Origin of the sequence: Streptomyces sp. NPDC015131, from assembly GCF_043079975.1 — a bacterium.
Classification (GTDB): Bacteria; Actinomycetota; Actinomycetes; order Streptomycetales; family Streptomycetaceae; genus Streptomyces.
Genome location: NZ_JBIBVB010000001.1, coordinates 122,774 through 140,624, shown reverse-complemented (window position 1 = coordinate 140,624; position 17,851 = coordinate 122,774). Strand labels below are relative to the sequence as shown.

The 17,851-nt window shown below is 73.3% G+C and carries 14 protein-coding genes; 5 read left to right on the top strand and 9 right to left on the bottom strand.

Annotated elements, in window-relative coordinates; translation table 11 throughout:
- Positions 1-33 precede the first annotated feature (33 nt).
- Together ACF08D_RS00545 and ACF08D_RS00540 are read left to right on the top strand one after the other, a co-directional pair.
- Positions 34-2,214 (top strand): RecQ family ATP-dependent DNA helicase, encoded by a 2,181-nt coding sequence (locus tag ACF08D_RS00545; protein ID WP_392220164.1) that lies wholly within the window; start codon positions 34-36, stop codon positions 2,212-2,214.
- A 217-nt stretch (positions 2,215-2,431) separates the two neighbouring features.
- On the top strand, positions 2,432-3,061 hold the full coding sequence (locus ACF08D_RS00540; protein ID WP_392220163.1) for a hypothetical protein: 630 nt from the start codon (positions 2,432-2,434) through the stop codon (positions 3,059-3,061).
- 754 nt (positions 3,062-3,815) lie between these two features.
- Here ACF08D_RS00540 and ACF08D_RS00535 read toward each other — a convergent pair.
- The 7 genes from ACF08D_RS00535 to ACF08D_RS00505 all read right to left on the bottom strand — a co-directional run bounded on the left by ACF08D_RS00535 (position 3,816) and on the right by ACF08D_RS00505 (position 10,787).
- Complete coding sequence (locus tag ACF08D_RS00535; RefSeq protein ID WP_392220161.1) at positions 3,816-4,481, bottom strand: hypothetical protein; 666 nt, start codon at positions 4,479-4,481, stop codon at positions 3,816-3,818.
- Between the two features lie 133 nt (positions 4,482-4,614).
- Positions 4,615-5,325 carry a ribonuclease HII gene (locus ACF08D_RS00530; RefSeq protein ID WP_392220160.1) on the bottom strand — a complete coding sequence of 237 codons (711 nt, stop codon included), beginning with the start codon at positions 5,323-5,325 and terminating at the stop codon, positions 4,615-4,617.
- 349 nt (positions 5,326-5,674) lie between these two features.
- A complete protein-coding gene (locus tag ACF08D_RS00525) occupies positions 5,675-6,148 on the bottom strand; it encodes an NUDIX hydrolase (protein ID WP_392220158.1) in 474 nt (157 codons plus the stop codon).
- 15 nt (positions 6,149-6,163) lie between these two features.
- The gene (locus tag ACF08D_RS00520; RefSeq protein ID WP_392220156.1) at positions 6,164-8,224 is read right to left on the bottom strand and encodes a DUF4153 domain-containing protein; all 2,061 of its coding nucleotides are present in this window, start codon (positions 8,222-8,224) and stop codon (positions 6,164-6,166) included.
- A gap of 248 nt (positions 8,225-8,472) precedes the next feature.
- Complete coding sequence (locus tag ACF08D_RS00515) at positions 8,473-9,387, bottom strand: ADP-ribosylglycohydrolase family protein (protein WP_392220154.1); 915 nt, start codon at positions 9,385-9,387, stop codon at positions 8,473-8,475.
- A gap of 12 nt (positions 9,388-9,399) precedes the next feature.
- On the bottom strand, positions 9,400-10,059 hold the full coding sequence (locus ACF08D_RS00510) for a histidine phosphatase family protein (RefSeq protein ID WP_392220152.1): 660 nt from the start codon (positions 10,057-10,059) through the stop codon (positions 9,400-9,402).
- 122 nt (positions 10,060-10,181) lie between these two features.
- A complete protein-coding gene (locus ACF08D_RS00505; RefSeq protein ID WP_392220150.1) occupies positions 10,182-10,787 on the bottom strand; it encodes a YdbC family protein in 606 nt (201 codons plus the stop codon).
- A gap of 173 nt (positions 10,788-10,960) precedes the next feature.
- On the opposite strand from ACF08D_RS00505, the gene ACF08D_RS00500 reads away from it, so the two are divergent.
- Both ACF08D_RS00500 and ACF08D_RS00495 read left to right on the top strand, forming a co-directional pair.
- On the top strand, positions 10,961-11,920 hold the full coding sequence (locus ACF08D_RS00500; protein ID WP_392220148.1) for a DUF1152 domain-containing protein: 960 nt from the start codon (positions 10,961-10,963) through the stop codon (positions 11,918-11,920).
- A gap of 115 nt (positions 11,921-12,035) precedes the next feature.
- Positions 12,036-12,566, top strand: a complete 531-nt coding sequence (locus tag ACF08D_RS00495; protein ID WP_392220147.1) for a TerD family protein — start codon at positions 12,036-12,038, stop codon at positions 12,564-12,566.
- Between the two features lie 108 nt (positions 12,567-12,674).
- Here ACF08D_RS00495 and ACF08D_RS00490 read toward each other — a convergent pair whose 3' ends face one another.
- Both ACF08D_RS00490 and nrdR read right to left on the bottom strand, forming a co-directional pair.
- The gene (locus tag ACF08D_RS00490) at positions 12,675-15,584 is read right to left on the bottom strand and encodes a vitamin B12-dependent ribonucleotide reductase (RefSeq protein ID WP_392220145.1); all 2,910 of its coding nucleotides are present in this window, start codon (positions 15,582-15,584) and stop codon (positions 12,675-12,677) included.
- Between the two features lie 271 nt (positions 15,585-15,855).
- Positions 15,856-16,368 (bottom strand): transcriptional regulator NrdR, encoded by a 513-nt coding sequence (nrdR, locus tag ACF08D_RS00485; RefSeq protein ID WP_392220143.1) that lies wholly within the window; start codon positions 16,366-16,368, stop codon positions 15,856-15,858.
- Positions 16,369-16,987: 619 nt separating this feature from the next.
- Between nrdR and lexA the strand changes: the two genes are divergently transcribed.
- The gene (lexA, locus tag ACF08D_RS00480) at positions 16,988-17,773 is read left to right on the top strand and encodes a transcriptional repressor LexA (protein WP_392220142.1); all 786 of its coding nucleotides are present in this window, start codon (positions 16,988-16,990) and stop codon (positions 17,771-17,773) included.
- Positions 17,774-17,851 lie beyond the last annotated feature (78 nt).

The following is a 17,851-nucleotide window of genomic DNA, read 5'->3' as shown; positions in this document are numbered from 1 at the left end:
CCGGTTGTCAGACCCGTGCTGTTGCATGGAGGCATGGAGCAGACGAGCAACGCAGGACCCAGCACGCTTCGCGCGGCCGCCGACGCCGTGCTCGCCCGTCTCGTCGGGGACGGGAGCGGGACCGCCCGGCTGCGCGAGGACCAGTGGCGGGCGATCGAGGCGCTGGTCGCCGACAAGCGCCGGGCGCTCGTCGTGCAGCGCACCGGCTGGGGCAAGTCGGCCGTGTACTTCGTCGCGACGTCGCTGCTCCGTGAGCGCGGCAGCGGCCCGACGGTGATCGTGTCGCCGCTGCTCGCGCTCATGCGCAACCAGGTGGAGGCGGCGGCCCGGGCCGGGATCCGCGCCCGGACCATCAACTCCTCGAACACCGAGGAGTGGGAGACGATCCAGCAGGAGGTCGCCGACGGCACGGTCGACGTCCTGCTGGTCAGCCCCGAGCGGCTCAACAACCCGGACTTCCGCGACCAGGTCCTGCCGCGCCTCGCCGCCGCCACCGGTCTGCTGGTGGTCGACGAGGCGCACTGCATCTCCGACTGGGGCCACGACTTCCGCCCCGACTACCGGCGGCTGCGCACCATGCTCGCCGAGCTGCCCGCCGGGGTTCCGGTGCTGGCCACGACCGCCACGGCCAACGCCCGCGTGACGGCGGACGTCGCCGAGCAGCTCGGCACCGGCGCGGGCACCGACGCACTCGTCCTGCGCGGGCCGCTGGACAGGGAAAGTCTCAGCCTCGGGGTGCTGCGGCTGCCGGACGCGGCGCACCGCCTGGCCTGGCTGGCCGACCACCTCGGCGAGCTGCCGGGCTCGGGCATCATCTACACGCTCACCGTCGCCGCGGCCGAGGAGGTCACGGCCCATCTGCGCCAGTGCGGGCACACGGTCGCCTCCTACACCGGCCGCACGGAGAACGCGGACCGCCAGCAGGCCGAGGACGATCTGCTGGCCAACCGGGTCAAGGCGCTGGTGGCCACCTCGGCGCTCGGCATGGGCTTCGACAAGCCGGACCTGGGCTTCGTCGTGCACCTCGGTTCGCCCTCCTCCCCCATCGCGTATTACCAGCAGGTGGGCCGCGCGGGCCGCGGCGTGGAGCACGCCGAGGTGCTGCTGCTGCCCGGCAAGGAGGACGAGGCGATCTGGCAGTACTTCGCCTCGGTCGCCTTCCCTCCCGAGGAGCAGGTGCGCCGGACGTTGGACGTGCTCGCGCACGCGGACCGGCCGCTGTCGCTGCCCGCGCTGGAGCCCCTGGTGGAGCTGCGGCGCACCCGGCTGGAGACCATGCTCAAGGTGCTCGACGTGGACGGCGCGGTACGCCGGGTGAAGGGCGGCTGGACCTCCACGGGTCAGCCCTGGTCGTACGACTCCGAGCGGTACGCGTGGGTGGCGCGCCAGCGGGAGACGGAGCAGGCGGCGATGCGGGAGTACGCCGCGACCGACGGCTGCCGTATGGAGTTCCTGCGGCGGCAGCTCGACGACGAGGAGGCGGCCCGCTGCGGGCGCTGCGACAACTGCGCGGGGCCGCGGTTCGACCCCAAGGTGTCGGCGGCGGCCCTGGACGCGGCCCGCGGTGAGCTGGGCCGGCCCGGGGTGGACGTCGAGCCGCGGAAGATGTGGCCCACGGGCCTGCCCGCCGCCGGTGTCGACCTCAAGGGCAAGCTGCCCGTGGGCGAGCAGTCCTTCACGGGCCGGGCGCTCGGCAGGCTCTCCGACATCGGCTGGGGCAACCGGCTGCGGCCGATGCTGGCGCCGGGCGCGCCGGACGGTCCCGTGCCGGACGACGTGGTGGACGCCATCGTGCGTGTGCTGGCCGACTGGGCCCGGGGTCCGGGTGGCTGGGCGTCCGGGGCGGCGGACGCTCCGGCGCGGCCGGTGGGCGTCGTCACGGTCGCCTCACGCGCCAGGCCGCAGCTGGTGGAGTCCCTGGGCCGGCGGATCGCCGAGGTGGGCAGGATGCCGCTGCTCGGCTCCGTCGAGTACGTCCCGGAGGCGGCGGACGCGCGGATCTCACGGACCAACAGCGCGCAGCGGGTGCTGGGGCTGCACCGGGCGCTGACGGTCGCACCCCCGCTGGCCGAGCGGCTCGCCTCGGCGGGCGGTCCGGTGCTGCTGGTGGACGACTTGTCGGACAGTGGATGGACGCTCGCGGTGGCGGCCCGCCTGCTGCGCCGGGCCGGAGCGGAGGGGGTGTTTCCGCTGGTCCTCGCCGTCCAGGGCTGACCGGACGCGTCAGAAAGGTCCCGACGGGGAAGGATATGAGTGTCATACCGGCTCATTCCAGTCAGCGGCCTCAATTGCTCGTTGCCGCCCGCCCGTTCCGCCAGCAAGAATTGGACTCCGCTTCCCGCACGGTCCGTTCGCGGTCCTGGAGGGCTGTGCCGGTGCGTCCCTCACTCGACCCTGCCCGCTCTGTGGGCGCGTATGCGAAGGGAGGACCGTGACCTTCGGATTCGCTCCGTCCGCAGCCACCTCGATCAGCACGCCCGCCGCCTCAGCCAGCCGGCTGGCCCGCATGCTCGAACCCGCCGAGTGGGCGGCGGCCGGTATTCCGCTGCTGCGCAATCCGCGCGAGGTCGTCGGCGGCCTGCACGCGCGCCATCACCCGACGCCCGCGACCGCCGTGGTGGCCGTCCTCGACCACGAGGAGCGGCTCGCCGCCAGCGCGTCCTTCGCGCGCCGCGCGGTGCCCGCGGACGGCTGGGAGTTCCGCAACTCCCTGCTCGCACACCTGCGCAGGGTCATCCCGCACGATCTTCGCCGCCGCACCCCGGCGCGCACGGCCGTCCTTCTGTACTGCCGGGACGGCGACGAGCGCTGGACGGAGGAGGACGGAGCGTGGATGTGGGGCCTGCGGGACGCCTGCACGCTCCACGGGCTGCGCTGCGGCGCGTACATCACACTCACCCGCGGCGGATGGCAGGTCCTGGGCGAGGGTCGCGGGGGCCGCAGCCCGCACTCCGCCTCGCCGCCCGGCGACCTGGCCCGTGTCGGCGCGGACGAGATGATGCCGGCTCCGCGTACCGCGAGCGGCGCGTCGGAGCCCCTGCGGCGCACGGCTGCCCGCTGACGGCACGTTCACCGACGGTGCGTTCGCCGACGGTGCGTCAGGAGGCGTGGTCCGTCCAGGTCGTGCGTCTCCCGGCGGCCGGTAGTGGGTACCGGGGCGGCGCCACCGGGACGGCGGACCACACCTCTGCGGCCGTACCGCCCGGGACTGGCCGGACAGGGGCCGCCGGCAACTCGGGGGAGCCGCCTCGCCCCGGCGCGTTCGCCGCGCCTAGGCCCGGCCACGCCCACGCCTCGGTAAGGGACGCTTACCCGCGAGGATGGCCACGCCGATAACGGGGGCCGTACGCACCCGGCGGGGCGGCCCCCAGCTCGTGGCCATACACCCGTGGGCCGGGCGCCTCAGCCGTACCCGTACGACGCCGTGGGATCGGGCGCCCCCGTGCACGGCCGTGTACACCCGTAAGGCCGGGCGCTCCGGTTACGCGCACGCCCTACCGGGCGCCTCGGGCCGGCCCCGTAGACGGCCTTACGCGCCCGTAAGGCCGGGCGCTCCCGTACGCACACGCATTGCCCGACGCACCCGTCCGGCCCGTACGCCCTCGTGGGACCGACCACGCCACGCCCGTCACATGGCGTACGCACGCGTGGTCGGGCCGCCCGTCACGCGGACGGCACGCGTACGTGGGGCCGGGCGGCGCCCGGAACGCGGTCGTGCGCGCCCGTGAGGGCGGGCGGCCTCGGCCACCGGCCCTGGGCCTCGCCCCGCAGCCGCGGGGGCGGCAGGGCGTGGGCCGGGGGGACGGTTCGGGGCGTCAGACGCCCGCGCCGAGGACGGTGTTGATCCGCTCGGGGTCACCGCACACGACGAGCAGGGTGCCCGCGCGGGACAGCGCCGCAGGGAGGGCGTGGGTGGCGGCGTCGTCGGCGCCGCCGTTGACCGCGACGACCACCACGGGCCGGGCCGAGGCACGGTCCAGGGCGGCGGCGTCCGCGAAGAACACGTCGTCGCGGGCGTCCTGCTGGGCCCAGTAGGCGGCCTCGCCGAAGGACAGCTCGTGGGTGGTCCACGGGTGCTGCTCGCCGGTGGTGAGGAACAGGATGTCCCCCGGCGCGCGGCCGGTTTCGAGCAGCAGGTCGACCGCCTCTTCGGCGGCGTCGAGCGCGCCGTCCGCGGGGGCGGGGATCAGCTGGATCTGGGGGCGGTCCGACGGCGCGGGACCCGTCGCGGAACGATTCTCCGGACGGGACGGACGGGACGGGCGGGACGCCGGGGACGGGGCCGCACCGCCGTGCTGGCGCGGTGACGCCGGAGGCGCGGGCCTGGCCGGGCCGGGGCCCGGGCGGCCGGGGCGCGGCGAGGCCGCGGAACGCGGACCGGGTACGGGTCGGGGGGTCGGCGCGGGGCGGCCTGCGGCCGGAGTGGCGCGGGGACCCTGGGCACTCTCGTGAATCTGAGGCTCCTCGGGGATGAGAGGCATAAATGGATGTCTATCAAACACCGGTGCGAGTGGCACCGGCGGGTGGGGCATACACGCGACGCGCACGGAGACACGTACACGCCACGCGTGCGTGCGGCGCCCGGGGGGCGGGCGGCGCGGCGGGGCCGGACGGTCAGAAGTCGAAGCCGAGTTGGCCCCCGCTTTCCAGTTCGGCCGCCTCCGGGGAGAGGCGGACCTTCTTGAGGTGTCGCCACTGGGGCAGCGCGTCGAGGTAGGCCCAGCTCAGCCGGTGGTACGGCGTGGGGCCCCATTCCCGGAGCGCCTCCTTGTGCACCGGCGAGGGGTACCCGGCGTTGTCTCCGAACCCGAAGACGGCGCACTGGGTGGACTCCGTCCCGAGCTCGGCCATCATCGCGTCCCGCCGCACCTTGGCTATCACCGAGGCGGCGGCGACCGCGACACAGGACTGGTCGCCCTTGATCACCGTACGGACCTGCCAGGGCCGGCCCAGGTAGTCGTGCTTGCCGTCGAGGATCACAGCGTCGGGGCGCACCGGCAGCGCGTCCAGGGCGCGGACGGCGGCGAGCCGCAGTGCCGCGGTCATCCCCAGCTCGTCGATCTCCTCCGGAGAGGCGTGCCCGAGGGCGTGCGAGGTGACCCACTTCTCCAGCTCCTGCGCCAGTTCCGCGCGGCGCTTGGGGCTGATGAGCTTGGAGTCGGTCAGTCCGGCGGGTGGCCGGCGCAGTCCGGTGACGGCGGCGCAGACCGTGACGGGACCGGCCCACGCCCCGCGTCCGACTTCGTCGACTCCGGCGATGATCTTGGCGCCGGTGGTCGCCCTGATCGAGCGCTCGACGGTGTGGGTGGGTGGTTCGTACGGCATGGCGCCAGACAGGTTACGCCGCCCGACCCCGCCCGCGACACCCGGATTGCGATCCTCCGGCGGTGCGGCTCCCGCAGCCCGTCGACGGTCGCCGGAGCGGAATGGCGCGAGGGTCGCTCACGCCCGCCGCACTCGCGAATCCGGTTCGCTCTTGCACAGTAGCTTCGGCACCGGGTGGCGCTTAAAACGGGCAGATGGTGGCCACGTGATGGCGGGTGCGAACTCCGAAACAGCCATCCCCCACCCACTCGGTCCGCCTGGCGGCGCCCATCCGGAACCGGAGCCGGACACCCCGGCCCGGCCGGCAAGTCCGCCCCGGTTCCGCTGCCTTGCCGGACGGGGGGGACGATCAGCCGGGAGCGGAGTCGCGCCAGGGGCCGTCCGGCAGGAGCTCCGCGAGCACGGCGAGGAGCCGCGGCGGCTCCAGCGGGTCCGGCAGGTCCCCCAGCTCCGGCCACGGGACCCACGCGTGCGTGCCGAGCGTGGCCTGTTCGTGAGGGAGCAGTCCGGTGCGTACGACGGGAGGCCGGTCGGCCCCGAACCGGGCGAGGAAGAACCGTTCCGTACCGATGCGCCGCTTGCCCTTCCACCAGACGTCCCGCCCGACCAGGACCGACCGGTCCTGCACCGCGGCCGGGTCGAGGCCGGTCTCCTCGGCCAGTTCGCGCCGGGCGGCCACCAGGGGTGTCTCGCCCGGTTCGACGCCCCCACCGGGCGGCTCCCAGAGCCACCTGCCGTCGAAGGGGTCGCGCCAGCGGAGCAGGAGGACACGGTGGCCGGCGTCCAGGCAGACGATCCGGGCGGCGGACCGGCGCGTGCTCATCGTCGCGGCACCCGTCTAGTAGTCGTACTGGTCGAAGGGGTCGCGTTCGCCGTACGGGTCGTCCTCGCCGTACGGGTCGCGCTCGCCGTACGGGTCCGTCCCCTCGCGTCCGGGGGTGCAGGAGTAGCCGCCGACGGAGACGCCGCGCGCGTCGAGGATCTCCCGGGCGCGGACCTCTCCCCGGCTGACCGCGTACCAGGGCTCGTCGCCCGGGCGCAGGTCCCGTGCGATGTGCCGCAGGGCGCAGGAACGCAGGGGCTCGGGCAGCCGGTCGAGCGCGGGGGCGGCGTCGGCGGAGAGGCCGTCGAGGTACGAGATGTCGATCTTGCCGGTCCGCTCGTAGCGCTGGACGTTCCGCTCCGCCACGAACCCGTCCGGCGAGATCAGCCCGAAGGCGAGGACCCCGGCCGCCGCGCTCACCGCGACGGTGCGCGGCAGGGGCAGCCGGCGGGCGCCGAGCAGCCCGGCCGCCATGATCAGGACGAGGACGACCCCGAGCCACAGCTCCACGGCGGCCACCGAGAGCCTCAGCCGGGTGAGTCCGTACGCGTCGACGTACAGGTCCATGCGCCGCAGCGCCGAGGCCACGACCACCAGGGCGAGGAGGCAGAGGGCGCCCAGGACCGACCGGACGAGCGTACGGTCGCGGGGTCCGCCCCGAGGCGCCCACCGGAGGGCCAGCGCGATCACCACGAGGGTGAGCAGGGTCACCCAGAGGAGCTGCCAGAAGCCCTGGCGCGCGTAATCGGCGTAGGTGAGGCCGGTCTGGCGCAGCACCTTCTCGTACCCGCCGAAGAGGACGGCGAGCTGGACGGCGTTGAACGCCGCGAAGAGCAGGGCGAGCACGATGAGCGGAAGCGCCCATTCCAGCCGGGTGCGCGGGCGGCCGGGGCGGGCCTTCAGACGGTCCCAGCGCAGCGGCGCCGCGGCCGTGCGGGCGACGGCGATCGCGCCGACCAGCCCCAGGGCGAACAGCAGGAACCGCCACGGGCCGTCCGCGACCGAGACATCGGGCAGGAGCGATCCGAGGAGGTCGGCGAAGGCCGCGTCGGCGCCCGCGAACAGCGCGCCGAAGACGACCAGCAGGCCGAGGGCCACCGCCAGCGTCCGCAGCAGGGCACCCGCGCGGCCCTGCCCGCTTCCGGCCCGCTCCCGCAGTCCGCGCCACGCCCAGATCAGGCCGGGGACGGTGGAGTCGGCGAGCCCGAAGGGGCTGAGGAGGATGCCGCGCCAGGAGCGGCTCCCGTGCAGGGCGAGGGAGGCGAGACCGAGGGCGGAGACGACGGCCAGGAAGGTGGGCCAGCCCGCGTCGCGCAGCGCGGGCACCACCAGCAGCGCGAGCCCGCCCGCTCCCCACACCGCGGTCCACGGCCGGATCCTGCGGCCGGCCGCCCTCGCGGCGAAGTAGGCGGTGAGCGTGGCCGGGACGGCGACGATCAGGAGGTTGAGCCCGAGGCCGTCACCCAGCAGGAACGCGCTGAGCAGGGCGGTGGCGAGGGCCGACCACAGGGCGGCGGCCGGTATCGGGGCGGGCGGGCGCGGGCGTATGCGCGTCAGCCAGGTGTCGAGCGTGGGCGGCGGGTTGTAGCCGCGTACCGGAGGAGGCGCGAAGGGCGACGGGCGCGCGGACCCGGCGACGGACCCGGCGACGGACCCGTCCCCCGCCCGGGCGCGCCCCTGAGGAGCGCCGGGCTGCCCGGCGGCGGGAGCGGTCGTCGTGGGGGCGGGACCGCATGGACCACCCGCCGGTACGGCGTCCTGCGGCTCGGTGGGCCGCGCCTCAGCCGGCTCCGATACGCCCGGTGCGGCCGGTACGCCCGGTACGCCCGGTACGCCCGGTGCGGCCGGTACGCCCGGTGCGGCCGGTGCACCCGGTGCGGCCGGTGCACCCGGTGCGGCCGGTGCACCCGGTGCGACCGATGCCCCCGGTGTGGCCGGTGCACCTGATGCGCCAGGTGCGGCCAGTGCGCCCGGTACGCCCGGTGCCCCCGGTGTGGCCGGTGCACCTGATGTGCCCGGTGTCTCCGGCGTCTCCGGCGTCTCCGGTGACGGCGTGGCGGACGGTGTGTCTGGCACGGGACCCCCCTCCCGGCCGGGCGTCGCGCCCGCGCCCGTGGGAGAGCGGTTCCGTACGGCCCGGCGTAAGTCAGCGCACACTTGTCATGATCAAAGCGGCGGCGTGGCCGAAAGGGTAGCCCGGAAGAGGGCCGGTTCCCGCCCGCCGGCCACCCTGTGGCAGGACCGTGACACACCGGCCCGTGACGTACCCACCCGTGAAGCACCGGCTTGTACCGCCCGACAGCGCGCAGCACCCGACCCGCGCTTCAGCGCCCCGCCGGGCCCTTCGGCAGCCAGCCGGGCAGCGTCTCCGTCCGGTCCAGCCAGGCGGCCGGGGGCGCGCCGGCGGCCGTGGCCGCGACCACCCCGCCGACGATGGCGCACGTGGTGTCGACGTCCCCGCCGACCTGCGCCGTCGTCCAGAAGGCCCGCTCGAAGTCGCCCAGGGCACGCGCCGCCGACCAGAGGGCGAACGGCACCGTGTCGTGCGCGCTGGTGCGCCGCCCGCTGCCGAGGACGGCCGCGACGGTCGCCGCGTCCCCGTAGTCGAGCATGTCCCGGGCCCGCCGCAGCCCGGCGCCCACGGCGCTGCGCGGCACGAGCGCGACGACGCCGTCGAGCAGGGCCTCCGGGGTCGGCGGCCCCGCCGGGTCGGCGGCGAGGGCGGCCGCGGCGGCGACCGCCATGCAGCCCACCACGGCCTCCCGGTGCTGGTGGGTGGTGTACGAGGAGATCTCCGCCTGGTGGGTGGCCTGCTCGGGGTCGTCGGCGTACCAGGCGCCGAGCGGGGCGATGCGCATGGCGGCGCCGTTGCCCCAGGAGCCCTGGCCCTTGAAGAGACCGGCGGCGAGTTCCCGCCAGTCGCCGCCCTCCCGGATGAGGCGCAGCATCCGGTTGACGGCCGGGCCGTAGCCCCGGTCGAAGTCGTGGTGCTCGGCGAACGAGCGGGCGAGCGCGTCCTGGTCGATACGGCCGTGCTCGGCGAGGACGGCCAGCACGGAGGCGGCCATCTCGGTGTCGTCGGTCCACTGCCAGTCACCGGGCGGCAGGTCGCGCCGCTTCAGCAGGGGATAGTGGGCGGGTACGAAGAACTGGGAGCCCAGGGCGTCTCCCACGGACAGCCCGCGCAGGCTGGCCAGGGCGCGTTCGAAGCGCCGGTCGGAAGAGGAGTCAGCGGTCATCGCACCGCCACTCTATCCGGTGGTGCCGTACGGCTCGGGGGTGTGCCATCGCTCGAACGGCCGGTCCAGCGTGTAGCGCCCGTCCTCCCCGAGCAGCAGGGTGCGCGTTTCACCGTTCTCCGGGTTGACCAGGGACTCGAATTCGGCCACCGTCCAGTGGAACCAGCGCATGCAGAACAGCCGCATGGTGAGGCCGTGCGTGACCAGGAGCACGTTCGGCGGGTGGTCGGGCGCGTCGAAGCTGCGGTGCAGGCTCTCCAGGAAGGCCCCGACCCGGTCGTACACGTCGGCGCCCGACTCGCCCTGGGCGAAGCGGTAGAAGAAGTGGCCGTAGGCGTCCCGGTACGCCTTCTGGAGCCGGACGTCGTCCCGGTCCTGCCAGTTCCCCCAGTCCTGCTCGCGCAGCCGGGGCTCCTCGCGCACCCGTACGCGATCGGGGTCCAGCCCGAGCAGCCGGAAGGTCTCGTGGGTGCGGCGGTACGGCGAGATGTAGGCGCTCACCCCCTCGTCGCCGAACAGCGCGCGCAGCCGCTGGCCCGCCTCCTCGGCCTGCCGCCGTCCGCGGGCGGTGAGCCGCAGCGCGTGGTCGGGCTCGCGTTCGTACACGGTGTCGTCGGCGTTGCCCTCCGACTCGCCGTGCCGTACGAGGACGATGCGCCGCGGTCGTGCCATGCACCCGACACTAGGGCCGGCGCCTCCGGATCGCGCGCCCGCGCCTCCGGATCGCGCGCCCGGCGCCGGGCAGCGGCGGCCGCCCCGGGCCACGGCGGTCGCCTCGGGGCCCGGCGGGCGGCTCAGACCGTCCAGGCCGTCTCCAGGTCCACGACGTCGCCGGTGAGCGCCGCGACGTCGGCCTCGATCTGCGCGCGCAGGGCCAGCCGCTCGACGCGCTCGGTGCGGTACTTGCCGTGCTCGGCGGCCGACCGCCACATGGACAGGACCAGGAACTCGTTGCCGGGGGCCTCGCCGAACAGGCCGCGCAGCATGCCCGGCGAGCCGGCCATCGCCGGGTTCCAGACCTTCTCCTGCATCAGGGCGTAGTGCTCCACGCGCTCCTGGTGGATCCTGCTGTGCGCCACCCGGACGACATCGGCGTCGGTGAAGCGCGGTTCGAAGCCGGTCTTCACGTCGAAGCGGTGGTCGAACAGCTTGACCTGCATGTCCTTGTACGTGCCCGACTGCGCGGCCGCCAGCCGGTCGTGCGAGCGCGCCATGAACGAGTCGTAGAACGGGCGGCTCTCCCAGAAGGCGAAGACATGGGCGACGCCCGGCCGGCTACGGCTCCACCCGCCCCCCTGTCCCCGGAATCCCGGCTCACCCAGCAGCCCCGCCCACTTCCGCTGCCCCCGCTCGAACCCACGACGGTCCACCACGGTGCAGCGAATCCACTTGACCAGCACCGCGCCATGGTATGCGGCCGCCGACCCGCGCCGGTCCAGGTCCGGCACATCGCCCGCACCGGCGCCCGGCGCCGCCCCCCGCGTACGCCGGCGTCCGCGTGACGACGCCGTACGCGTACGCCGGCGGCGCACGGACCCGGCCGTTCCGCCCGACTCCCCGGCACAATGATCACATGATCGCGCTGGACACCAACCCGCTCTTCGCCCGCCTCGAACCGGCCCGGCGCATCCTGGTCGCCGGGGCCGGCGGCGGCTTCGACATCTACGCCGGGCTCCCACTGGCGCTCGCCCTGCGGCACCAGGGCAAGGAGGTGCACCTGGCCAACCTGGCCTTCAGCGCCGTGGAGGGGCTGCCCCAGGACGACTGGCTCGCCCCGGACGTGGCCGTGGTGACGCCCGATTCGGCGCCGCACCAGACGTACTTCCCGGAGCGCGTCCTCGCCGAGTGGCTCGCGCTGCACGGCTACCCCAGCACGGTGCACGCCTTCGCCCGGGTCGGCGTCCAGCCGTTGCGGGCCGCGTACCGGGCGCTGATCGAGCAGTACGCGATCGACGCCGTCGTCCTGGTCGACGGGGGCACCGACATCCTCATGCGGGGCGACGAGTCGGGGCTCGGCACCCCGGAGGAGGACATGGCCAGTGTGGCCGCCCTGGCGGGGCTGGACGTGCCCGAGCGGCTCGTGGTCTCGATCGGCTTCGGGGTCGACGCGTACCACGGGGTCAGCCACGGCCTGGTCCTGGAGAACATCGCCGCCCTGGAGCGGGACGGCGCCTACCTGGGGGCCTTCTCCGTCCCGCGCGCCTCCCGCGAGGGCGCCCTGTACCTGGACGCGGTGGCGCACGCGCAGCACCGTACGCCCGACCACCCGAGCATCGTCAACGGCTCGATAGCCGCCGCCGTCCGGGGGTCGTTCGGGGACGTCCGCTTCACCACCCGTACGCGTGGCAGTGAGCTGTTCGTCAACCCGCTGATGGCGCTCTGCTTCACCTTCGAACTGGAGGGGCTGGCCCGCCGCTGCCTCTATCTGAACCGTATCGAGGACACCCACCTCATCCGTCAGGTGAGCAGCAGGATCGAGGAGTTCCGCGACGAGCTGCCCCGGCAGCGTCCGCCTCGCCGGATTCCGCACTGACCGTGTGACCCTGCGTGACGTGACCCTACGTGACACCATGGCAAGCAGCCGTGATCCACGGGGAGTTGACCGTGTCCCGCAGAGGGGCACGAGGGGCACGAGAGAGGGGTACGCCGTGAGCAGCGTCAACAAAGGGGTCGGCAAGGTCGAGGTGACGCTCAAATGGGATCCGAGCCCCGCGGGCGCCCCCGACCACGACCTGGACATCATCGCCGGGGTCTACCGGGCGGAGGAGCCCCAGGGCGCGCCCGCCTACCTGGTGCACTTCGGCAGCCGCTCGCCGGACGGGACGATCACCCTGAACCGGGACAGCCGCACCGGCCAGGGCTTCGGTTTCGACGAGGCCATGACCCTGGAGCTGGACCGGCTGGCGCCCGCCTACGCGCGCGTGGTGGTGGGCGTGGCCATACAGCAGAGCGGCGGGCGCAGGACGTTCGGTGACATCACCAACGCGCTGGTCCTGGTGAAGGAGGGCTACCAGGAGCTGGACAGCTACGACTTCGCGGACCTCGGGGAGGCCACCGCGGTGACCGTGGTGGAGTTCCTCCGCGACGGGACGGGGAGCTGGACCTGGCGCCGGTCGGTCCGCGGTTTCGACGCCGACCCGCAGGAGTTCACCGCCCTGATGGGCGCGGACCACGCCTGAGCCCCGGGGCCCATGCCCGCCTGAGCGGGGCAACCCCAAGGGCGCGCCTCAGCACGCGTACGGGTGAGGGGCGCCGGCCCGTGGCCGGCGCCCCTCACCTCTCGTACGTCAGCTGCAGCCGCTGGTGGAGCCGCAGCCCTCGCAGATGTAGCACGAGCCCGCGCGCTGCATCTTCGTACCGCAGGAGAAGCACAGCGGCGCGTCGGCGCTGATGCCGAGCTGCATCTCGACGAGCTCCGCCGAGGTGTGCGCCTGCTGCGGGGCGGGCGCCTCCGCCTTCGCCGGTGCGGCGGAGGCGACGGCCTTCGGGGCCTCCTGCCGGCGCGGCGCGGACTGGGCGAGGCCCTCGACGTCCACGTCGACGTCGTCGTCGGCCGATTCGTACGAACCGGTCTCCAGGTGGCGCTGCCGCTCCTCCGCCGAGTGGATGCCGAGCGCCGAGCGGGTCTCGAACGGCAGGAAGTCCAGCGCCAGGCGGCGGAAGATGTAGTCGACGATCGACTGCGCCATCCGCACGTCCGGGTCGTCCGTCATACCGGCCGGCTCGAAGCGCATGTTGGTGAACTTCGAGACGTACGTCTCCAGCGGCACCCCGTACTGGAGGCCGACCGAGACGGCGATGGAGAAGGCGTCCATCATGCCCGCGAGGGTCGAGCCCTGCTTGGACATCTTCAGGAAGACCTCGCCTAGGCCGTCGTCCGGGTAGGAGTTGGCGGTCATGTACCCCTCGGCGCCGCCCACCGTGAAGGAGGTGGTGATGCCGGGGCGGCCCTTGGGGAGGCGCTTGCGCACCGGGCGGTACTCGACGACCTTCTCGACCGCCGCGCGGATGGTCTCCTCGGCCTTCTCGGTGACCTCGGTCTTCTCCTGCTCCTTCTTCTTGGCGGAGAGGGGCTGGCCGACCTTGCAGTTGTCGCGGTAGATGGCGAGCGCCTTGACGCCCATCTTCCACGCCTCGAAGTAGATCTCCTCGACCTCCTCGACGGTCGCCGACTCCGGCATGTTGACCGTCTTGGACAGGGCGCCGGAGATCCAGGGCTGGATCGCGGCCATCATCCGGACGTGGCCCATCGCGGAGATGGAACGCTCGCCCATGGCGCAGTCGAAGACCTCGTAGTGCTCCTGCTTGAGGCCGGGCGCGTCGATCACATTGCCGTTCTCGGCGATGTGGGCCACGATCGCCTCGATCTGCTCCGGCTGGTAGCCGAGCCGGCGCAGCGCCTGCGGGACGGTGCCGTTGACGATCTGCATGGAGCCGCCGCCGACCAGCTTCTTGAACTTGACCAGCGCGAGGTCCGGCTCCAGGCCGGTGGTGTCGCAGGACATCGCCAGGCCGATGGTGCCGGTGGGGGCGATGACGGACGCCTGGGAGTTGCGGAAGCCGTTCTTCTCGCCGAGGCGGATCACGTCCTGCCACGCCTCGGTGGCGGCGGCCCAGACCGGGGTGTCCAGGTCGTCCATGCGGACGGCCTTCGCGTTGGCGTCGGCGTGCTGCCGCATGACGCGCTGGTGCGGCTCGGCGTTGCGGGCGTAGCCGTCGTACGGGCCGACGACGGCGGCCAGCTCGGCGGAGCGCTTGTACGAGGTGCCCGTCATCAGCGAGGTGATGGCTCCGGCGAGGGCGCGGCCGCCGTCGGAGTCGTACGCGTGCCCGGTCGCCATCAACAGGGCGCCGAGGTTGGCGTAGCCGATGCCGAGCTGGCGGAAGGCGCGGGTGTTCTCGCCGATCTTCTGGGTGGGGAAGTCCGCGAAGCAGATGGAGATGTCCATCGCGGTGATGACCAGCTCGACGACCTTGGCGAAGCGCACCGAGTCGAACGACTGGTTGCCCTCGCCGTCGTCCTTGAGGAACTTCATCAGGTTCAGCGAGGCGAGGTTGCACGAGGTGTTGTCCAGGTGCATGTACTCGCTGCACGGGTTCGAGCCGTTGATCCGGCCGGACTCGGGGCAGGTGTGCCAGCGGTTGATGGTGTCGTCGTACTGGATGCCGGGGTCGGCGCAGGCCCAGGCGGCCTCGGCCATCTTGCGGAACAGCGCCTTCGCCTCGACCTCCTCGATGACCTCGCCGGTCATCCGGGCCCGCAGACCGAACTTCCCGCCGGACTCGACGGCCTTCATGAACGCGTCGTTGACCCGGACGGAGTTGTTGGCGTTCTGGTACTGGACGGAGGTGATGTCGTCGCCGCCCAGGTCCATGTCGAAGCCCGCGTCACGCAGGGCGCGGATCTTCTCCTCCTCCTTGACCTTGGTCTCGATGAAGTCCTCGATGTCGGGGTGGTCGACGTCCAGAATGACCATCTTGGCGGCCCGGCGGGTGGCGCCACCGGACTTGATCGTTCCGGCGGAGGCGTCGGCGCCGCGCATGAAGGAGACCGGGCCGGAGGCGTTGCCGCCGGAGGAGAGCAGCTCCTTGGAGGAGCGGATGCGGGAGAGGTTCAGGCCGGCGCCGGAGCCGCCCTTGAAGATCATCCCCTCTTCCTTGTACCAGTTGAGGATCGACTCCATGGAGTCGTCCACGGCCAGGATGAAGCAGGCGGAAACCTGCTGGGGCTGCGGCGTCCCGACGTTGAACCACACCGGGCTGTTGAAGCTGAAGATCTGGTGCAGGAGGGCGTACGCCAGCTCGTGCTCGAAGATCTCCGCGTCGGCGGGCGAGGCGAAGTAGCTGTAGTCCTCACCGGCCTTGCGGTAGGTCTTCACGATGCGGTCGATCAGCTGCTTGAGGCCGGTCTCGCGCTGCGGGGTGCCGACGGCCCCCCGGAAGTACTTGCTGGTGACGATGTTGACCGCGTTGACCGACCAGAAGTCGGGGAACTCGACTCCGCGCTGCTCGAAGTTGACCGAGCCGTCGCGCCAGTTGGTCATGACGACGTCACGGCGCTCCCACACGACCTCGTCGTACGGATGCACGCCGGGGGTGGTGTGGATGCGCTCGATCCGCAGGCCCTTGTTCACCCTGTTCACCTTGGCCCCCTTGGTACGGGACCCACGTGCCGGGCCGCTCGCCGTCTCTGTCATGCCGCCTCCCATATACGGGCAAAACACCCTCACGCGCCCAGGTCTTCCCGGGGCACGGATCTTCGCCTGTCGTCTCTGCGTCTCTACGTCTCTACGTTCTTCGGCTGTCGCCGCGGGGGCCGCCCCGCACGGCACCCGTGACCCCTCACACGCCCCCGGCGGCACGTCCTGCCCGGCCGACGGCGCTTCCCGCCCGCGCCGGGACCACCCGGCGCACCGTCCGGCGGCACGTCCCGCACCGCCCGGCGGCCGTCCCTCGCGGGACCGGCGGTCAGTCGGCGGCGTTCGCCGGCACCGGGATCCCGGTGGCCTCGGCGGTCCCGCCCTCGGCCGCGCCGGGCCGCTGCTCGCGCAGCTCCGCGATGGCCGCCTCGAAGTCCTCCAGCGAGTCGAACGCGCGGTACACGGACGCGAAGCGCAGGTACGCGACGAGGTCGAGCTCCTGCAGCGGTCCGAGTATGGCGAGTCCGACGTCGTGCGTGGTCAGCTCCGCGCTGCCGGTGGCGCGCACCGCCTCCTCGACCCGCTGGCCGAGCTTGGCCAGGGCGTCCTCGGTGACCGGCCGCCCCTGGCACGCCTTGCGGACGCCGGAGATGACCTTGGTGCGGCTGAAGGGCTCGGTGACCCCGCTGCGCTTGATCACCATGAGCGACGCCGTCTCCACCGTGGTGAAGCGGCGGGAGCAGTCGGGGCACTGGCGCCGGCGGCGGATGGCCGTCCCGTCGTCGGTGGTGCGACTGTCGACGACACGGCTGTCGGGGTGCCTGCAGAAGGGGCAGTGCATCTCCCAACCCTCCTTACACAGCGCGACGGAACAGCCTCGCCGGGCCCGGATTTCCCAGCCGTACGAAGCAGCCACCAGCATAGGCGATGACCACGACCCCGCCAGACCCGGGACCACAACTTGTGGGTGGCCGAGCCAATCCAACCACTAGATCTGGTGTCGGTCCGCCCATTGGACACCCAGCGCGTGTCGCGCACCGGCGCGCCGGGCGGCCGCCCGAAGCCTACGGGAGGGCGGCGGGGCCACGGATTCCGGGGCGCCGGGCACCGGAGGCCGCCCGGATTCGGGGGGCCAGGCGGGAGGTCGCCCGGATCGGACCGCCGGGTGGTCCGCCACGCGCGGCCGGGCCCCGGCGCCGCCCGGCGGGCCGCGGACGTTACGGTGAGGGGACACGGCGGCGGGTCACCGGCGCAAAAGCGCGCCGGAGGCGTTCGGACGGGGCGTGCGGATGGGGCGTCCGGGCGGGCCCCGGCGGGGCGGCGAGTGATCGCACATACACCTCGCCACACGTACACGTAAGCCAAACTTCGATTTTTCACTCGAACGTGTGTTTGGCGCAACCTTTCGAAAGCAACTACCGTTGTCCAGCGTGGGAGACCATTCGAGAGGGGCCGCCGACGTGACCACCACCGCAGACAGCGCCACCATCACCGCTCAGGACCGCCCCCAGGGCCGTCTCGAGCCGGTGCACGGCATGACGGAAGCGAACACGGGCGCGGAGGGCCCCAAGCCCGCGCGCTCGCTGCCGGGGCGACCTCCGGGCATCCGGGCGGACAGCTCGGGCCTCACCGACCGGCAGCGGCGGGTCATCGAGGTCATCCGGGACTCGGTGCAGCGGCGCGGCTACCCGCCGTCGATGCGGGAGATCGGCCAGGCGGTCGGCCTGTCCAGCACCTCCTCGGTCGCCCACCAGCTGATGGCGCTGGAGCGCAAGGGCTTCCTGCGCCGGGACCCCCACCGCCCCCGGGCCTATGAGGTGCGCGGGTCGGACCAGCCCAGCACCCAGCCGACCGACACCACGGGCAAGCCCGCCGCGTCGTACGTCCCGCTGGTCGGCCGTATCGCCGCCGGTGGTCCCATCCTCGCCGAGGAGTCGGTGGAGGACGTCTTCCCCCTCCCCCGCCAGCTGGTCGGTGACGGCGAGCTGTTCGTCCTCAAGGTCGTCGGTGACTCGATGATCGAGGCCGCCATCTGCGACGGCGACTGGGTCACCGTGCGCCGCCAGCCGGTCGCGGAGAACGGCGACATCGTGGCGGCCATGCTGGACGGAGAGGCCACGGTCAAGCGCTTCAAGCGGGAGGACGGCCATGTATGGCTGCTCCCCCACAATGCGGCCTACCAGCCGATCCCTGGTGACGAGGCGACCATCCTCGGCAAGGTGGTGGCGGTACTGCGGCGCGTGTGATCCACCGCGCCGGCTCCGACCGGACCCCGGGACCCACTGCGCCGGTCCCGGGGTCCTGCCATGCCCGGAGCCGGGAGC